General features: G+C 64.7%; 3 protein-coding genes. All 3 read right to left on the reverse strand.

Translation table 11 applies throughout. The features are described from left to right. Position 1: 1 nt before the first annotated feature. The 3 genes from gyrB to dnaA all read right to left on the reverse strand — a co-directional run bounded on the left by gyrB (position 2) and on the right by dnaA (position 5292). Positions 2-2605 carry a DNA topoisomerase (ATP-hydrolyzing) subunit B gene (gyrB, locus tag PHQ87_RS13925; protein WP_300235543.1) on the reverse strand — a complete coding sequence of 868 codons (2604 nt, stop codon included), beginning with the start codon at positions 2603-2605 and terminating at the stop codon, positions 2-4. A gap of 79 nt (positions 2606-2684) precedes the next feature. Beyond that, positions 2685-3791 carry a DNA polymerase III subunit beta gene (dnaN, locus tag PHQ87_RS13930; RefSeq protein WP_300235545.1) on the reverse strand — a complete coding sequence of 369 codons (1107 nt, stop codon included), beginning with the start codon at positions 3789-3791 and terminating at the stop codon, positions 2685-2687. 88 nt (positions 3792-3879) lie between these two features. After that, a complete protein-coding gene (dnaA, locus tag PHQ87_RS13935) occupies positions 3880-5292 on the reverse strand; it encodes a chromosomal replication initiator protein DnaA (RefSeq protein ID WP_300235546.1) in 1413 nt (470 codons plus the stop codon). Positions 5293-5699: the final 407 nt, after the last annotated feature.

Raw genomic sequence — 5699 nt, forward strand, 5'->3', positions numbered from 1 at the left:
ATCACACGTCGATATTCCCCGCCCGCAGCGCATTCGTCTCGATGAACTCCCGCCGCGGCTCCACCTCGTCACCCATCAGCATGGTGAACACGCGGTCGGCCTCGATGGCGTCGTCGATTTGCACGCGCAGCAGGCGGCGCACGGCCGGGTCCATGGTGGTTTCCCACAGTTGCTCGGGGTTCATTTCGCCCAGGCCCTTGTAGCGCTGGCGGCTGGTGGTGCGTTCGGCCTCGCTGATCAGCCACTGCATGGCCTGGCGGAAATCGCTCACGCGCTCTTCCTTCTGGCGGTCCCCTTCGCCGCGCATGACCTTGGCACCCTCGCCCAACAGGCCGCGGAAGGTGTTGGCCGCTTCGGCCAGGGCGGCGTAGTCGGCACCGTGCACGAAGTCCTGCGTGAGGATGGAGCTCTTGACGTTGCCGTGGTGGCGGCGGCTGATGCGCAGGATGGGCTTGTCGCTGCGCGCGTCGAACTCGCCGGTCACTTCGGGGGGCATGCCGTCGGCGCTGAGCTCGGCCAGCTTGGCCTGCATGGCGACCGCGCTGGCTTCGGCCTCTTCCACCGTGTCCAGCTTCACGGCCACGCCGTCGGCAATGGCGCGCAGCGCCTCGGCGTCCATGAAGGCCGAGAGGCGATCGATCACGCGCTCGGCCACCTGGTGCTTGCGCGCCAGCTCGGCCAGGGTGTCGCCTTCGAGCACGGTGGGGTTGGCACCGCCCGTGCTCACCTTGGCCTCGCGCAGCGCGATGCGCAGCAGGTACTGGTCCAGCGCCGCGGAGTCCTTCAGGTACAGCTCTTCCTTGCCGTTCTTGACCTTGTACAGCGGCGGCTGCGCGATGTAGATGTGGCCGCGCTCGACCAGCTCGGGCATCTGGCGGTAGAAAAAGGTCAGCAGCAGCGTGCGGATGTGCGCGCCGTCCACGTCGGCGTCGGTCATGATGATGATGCGGTGGTAGCGCAGCTTGGAGACATCGAAGTCGTCCGCACCGCTCTTGCCGCCGCCATGCTCATCCGTGCTGGCCTTGCCGATGCCGGTGCCCAGCGCCGTGATGAGCGTCAGGATTTCCTGGCTGGACAGCAGCTTTTCGTAGCGCGCCTTTTCCACGTTGAGGATCTTGCCGCGCAGCGGCAGGATCGCCTGGAACTTGCGGTCGCGTCCCTGCTTGGCGGAACCGCCGGCCGAGTCACCCTCGACGATGTAGATCTCGCACAGCGCCGGGTCTTTTTCCTGGCAGTCGGCCAGCTTGCCGGGCAGGCCCATGCCGTCGAGCACGCCCTTGCGGCGCGTCATCTCGCGCGCCTTGCGCGCGGCCTCGCGGGCACGGGCGGCCTCCACGATCTTGCCGCAGATGATCTTGGCGTCGTTGGGCTTTTCTTCCAGGTACTCGGTCAGCAGGCGGGCCACCACGTCTTCCACCGGGCCGCGCACCTCGCTGGAGACCAGCTTGTCCTTGGTCTGGCTCGAGAACTTGGGCTCGGGCACCTTCACGCTCAGCACGCAGCACAGGCCTTCGCGCATGTCGTCGCCGCTGACTTCCACCTTGGCCTTCTTGGCCAGGTCGTTGTCGGCGATGTACTTGCCGATCACGCGCGTCATCGCCGCGCGCAGGCCGGTCAGGTGGGTGCCGCCGTCGCGCTGCGGGATGTTGTTGGTGAAGCACAGCACCTGCTCGTTGTAGCCGCTGTTCCACTGCATGGCCACCTCGACACCAATGGCCGTGCCCTGGTCGCTGGTACGCTCGCCGGTGGCGTGGAAGATGTTCGGGTGCAGGGTCTGCTTGCCCTTGTTGATGAACTCGACGAAGCCCTTGACACCGCCGGCACCCGAGAAATCGTCCTCCTTGCCGGTGCGTTCGTCGATCAGGCGGATGCGCACGCCATTGTTCAGGTACGACAGCTCGCGCAGGCGCTTGGACAGGATCTCGTAGTGGAAATCGCTGTTTTCCTTGAAGATCTCGGTGTCGGGCAGGAAGTGCACCTCGGTGCCGCGCTTGTCGGTCGGGCCGACCACCTTCATCGGCGAGACTTCGCTGCCGTCGGTGCCCGTCTCGATGACGCGGTTCTGCACCACGCCACGCGCGAACTCGATCTGGTGCACCAGGCCTTCACGGCGCACCGTCAGGCGCAGCCAGCGGCTGAGCGCGTTCACGCAGCTCACGCCCACGCCGTGCAGGCCGCCCGAGACCTTGTAGCTGTTCTGGTTGAACTTGCCGCCGGCGTGCAGTTCGGTCAGCGCGATCTCGGCCGCGCTGCGCTTGGGTTCGTGCTTGTCGTCGTACTTGATGCCGGTGGGGATGCCGCGGCCGTTGTCCACCACGCTGATGGAGTTGTCCAGGTGAATGGTGACGACGATGTCGTCGCAGTGGCCGGCCAGCGCCTCGTCGATGGAGTTGTCCACCACCTCGAACACCAGGTGGTGCAGGCCGGTGCCGTCGGAGGTGTCGCCGATGTACATGCCCGGGCGCTTGCGCACCGCCTCCAGGCCCTCCAGGATCTGGATCGCACCCTCGCCGTAGCCCGCGCTGGCGCCAGGCTGGTGGGCATCGATCCTGGGCGTTTGGGCGCCATTGTCGGTCGATGCGGTGGGCTGGTTGGCTTCGGACATATCAAATCTCACAGACTTCTAGAAACGCCAAACCCGCTGGTGAGCGGGTTGGCTGCAGGGGTTGCGTGGGCGCCGGCGCTCAGATCCGCATCGGCATGACGACGTACTTGAACGCGCTGTCGTCGGGGTTGGTCATCAGTGCCGAGCTGTTGCCGTCCTGCAGTTCGATACGGACCATCTCCTGGCTCATGTTCTGCAGGGCGTCGATCAGGTAGGTGACGTTGAAGCCGATCTCGATGGCCTCGCCCGTGTAGTCGATGTCCAGCTCGTCCACCGCCTCTTCCTGCTCTGCGTTGCTTGAGGCCACGCGCAGGGTGCCGGCCTCCAGGTTCAGGCGCACGCCCTTGAATTTCTCGCTCGTCATGATGGCCGTGCGCTGCAGGCTGGCCAGCAGCGGGGCACGCCCCACCATCACGATGTTCGAGTGGTTGCGCGGGATCACGCGGTTGTAGTCGGGGAACTTGCCTTCGACCAGCTTGGTGACGAATTCCATGCCGTCGAAGGTGAAGCGGGCCTGGTTGGCGGCGAACTGCATCTCGATCGCGCCTTCCTTGTCGGACAGCAGGCGCTGCAGCTCCAGCACCGTCTTGCGCGGCAGGATCACTTCCTGCTTGGGCACGTCCATCTCCAGTTGGGCGCTGGCAAAGGCCAGGCGGTGGCCGTCGGTGGCCACCAGGCTGAGCTGCTTGCCCTCGGCCACGAACAGGATGCCGTTGAGGTAGTAGCGGATGTCGTGCACCGCCATGGCGAAGGACACCTGGCCGAGCAGGTTCTTGAGCGTTTTCTGCGGCACGCTGAACACCGGGCCGAAGCTGGCCGATTCCTGTACCAGCGGGAAATCTTCGGCGGGCAGGCTCTGCAGCGTGAAGCGGCTCTTGCCGCCCTTGAGGATGAGCTTGCCGGCGTTGTTTTCCAGGCTCACGGTCTGGTCGGCCGGCATGGTGCGCAGGATGTCGATCAGCTTGCGCGCCCCCAGCGTGGTGGCGAAATTGCCCTCGTCGCCGCCCAGTTCGGCCGTGGTGCGGATCTGGATCTCCAGGTCGCTGGTGGTCAGTTGCACCGAGGGGCCGGTCTTGTGCAGCAGCACATTGGCCAGGATCGGCAGCGTGTGGCGCCGCTCGACAATGCCGGCCACCGATTGCAGGGCTGCCAAAACCTTGTCCTGGGTCGACTTGAAAACGATCATGTTGCTCTTTCGCTCGGAGGAATCAGGGGGCCGAATACCCAATCGCGCTATTTTCACCTAGTTGCAAGACAGCCATGCCCGGGCATGCTCACCCTTTCAGGGTTTGCTCCAGCACGTGCAATTGCTGGTTCAGCTCGCTCACCGTCTGCCGCTCGGCCGCGATCTTGCGCACCGCGTGCAGCACCGTGGTGTGATCGCGCCCGCCGAACAGCTCGCCGATCTCGGGCAGACTTTTCTGGGTCAGCTCCTTGGCCAGGAACATGGCAATCTGGCGCGGCCGCGCGATGCTCGCAGGGCGCTTCTTGGAGTACATGTCCGCGACCTTGATCTTGTAGTAGTCGGCCACGGTTTTCTGGATGTTCTCGACGCTGATCTGCCGGTTCTGGATCGACAGCAGGTCCTTGAGCGCGTCGCGCGCCAGCTGGATGGAGATTTCCTTCTGGTTGAAGCGGCTGTAGGCCAGGATCTTGCGCAGCGCGCCCTCGAGCTCGCGCACGTTCGAGCGCACGTTCTTGGCCACGAAGAAGGCCACTTCCTCGGGCATGACGGCGTTCTCGGCCGTGGCCTTGTTGATCAGGATGGCCACGCGCATTTCCAGCTCGGGCGGCTCGATGGCCACCGTCAGGCCCGAGTCGAAGCGCGAAACCAGGCGCTCATGGATGTCGGCCAGTCCCTTGGGGTAGGTGTCGCTGGTCAGCACGATGTGGCTCTTGCGCGCCAGCAGCGCCTCGAAGGCGTTGAAGAACTCTTCCTGCGTGCGTTCCTTGTTGGCGAAGAACTGCACGTCGTCGATCAGCAGCAGGTCCAGCGAGTGGTAACGCTGCTTGAACTCGTCAAAAGTCTTGCGCTGGTAGGACTTGACCACATCCGAGACGAATTGCTCGGCATGGATGTAAAGAACCTTGGCGTTGGGGCGGTCGGCCAGCAACTGGTTGCCGATGGCGTGCACCAGGTGGGTTTTGCCCAGACCAACACCGCCGTAGATGAACAGCGGGTTGTACAACTGGCCCAGGCTGCCGGCCACGTGCATGGCGGCGGCACGCGCCATGCGGTTGGCCGAGCCCTCCACCAGGGTGGCGAAGGTCAGGGCCGGGTTGAGCCGGCTCCTGGGGATATTGGCCGCCGCCGGCTCGCTCGGCGCGGCCACGTCGGGCAGTTCCGACAGGACCTGGTCCTGCACGGTTCGGATCGGGGGGTGAGTTCTGACAGGCGTTTCACGCGGAGCAAGTACTAACTCCAGGGCAACCGGGCGCCCCATCAGGGACTCCAGCGTGGCGCTGATGCGGGCCGCATACTGGGCCCGGATCCAGTCCATCTTGAAGCGGTTGGCCATCTGCAGCGTGACCTTGCTGCCGTCTTCGGCCACGGTCGCGGCCAGCGGCCGGATCCAGGTGTTGAATTGCTGCTCGGGGATTTCCTGTGCCAGGCGATCGACGCAGGTGGACCACAGCAGGGCGCTGTCGTCGTCGGTGGAAATGGCGCGAGAAGCGCCCTCGGACATGCTGGCGGTCAATGGATTTGTTCTTGTGGACAAGTGGCTCTGGGCTGAGCGGGCATTGTAGTCGCGCCGGCCAGTTATCCACATGGTGCGAGCCCCCTTTACAAACCGGTGTAGGGCTGCTCCACCGCACCGTTGCTGGGTTTGCCGGCCGGTAAGGGTGCTATTTGTTACACCTTTTTGCCCTGTTTCGGGGAAGCCGGGCCCTCTTGTGGATCTTGAATACCAAGGTATTCGTCTATGCTGGCGCTGATTGGCACCGCAAGCCAGGCCGTTCAGGGAGGTCCGACCATGATAGCGAAGCAATCACTCACCCGCTGGCTGGTCATGCTCGGCCTGCTGCTGGCCCTGGCGGCCTGCGCCAGCACGCCCCGGCTGGTGTGGCATGCGTTCAACTTCAACGGGTGGAA

The sequence above is a fragment of the Hydrogenophaga sp. genome, from assembly GCF_028698005.1.
Classification (GTDB): Bacteria; Pseudomonadota; Gammaproteobacteria; order Burkholderiales; family Burkholderiaceae_C; genus Hydrogenophaga.

What these genes read in the sequence shown, in the direction of transcription:
- dnaN (WP_300235545.1), bottom strand. Translation starts at nt 3,791, where the DNA reads ATGATCGTTTTCAAGTCGACCCAGGACAAGGTTTTGGCAGCCCTGCAA.
- dnaA (WP_300235546.1), bottom strand. Translation starts at nt 5,292, where the DNA reads ATGTCCGAGGGCGCTTCTCGCGCCATTTCCACCGACGACGACAGCGCC.
- gyrB (WP_300235543.1), bottom strand. Translation starts at nt 2,605, where the DNA reads ATGTCCGAAGCCAACCAGCCCACCGCATCGACCGACAATGGCGCCCAA.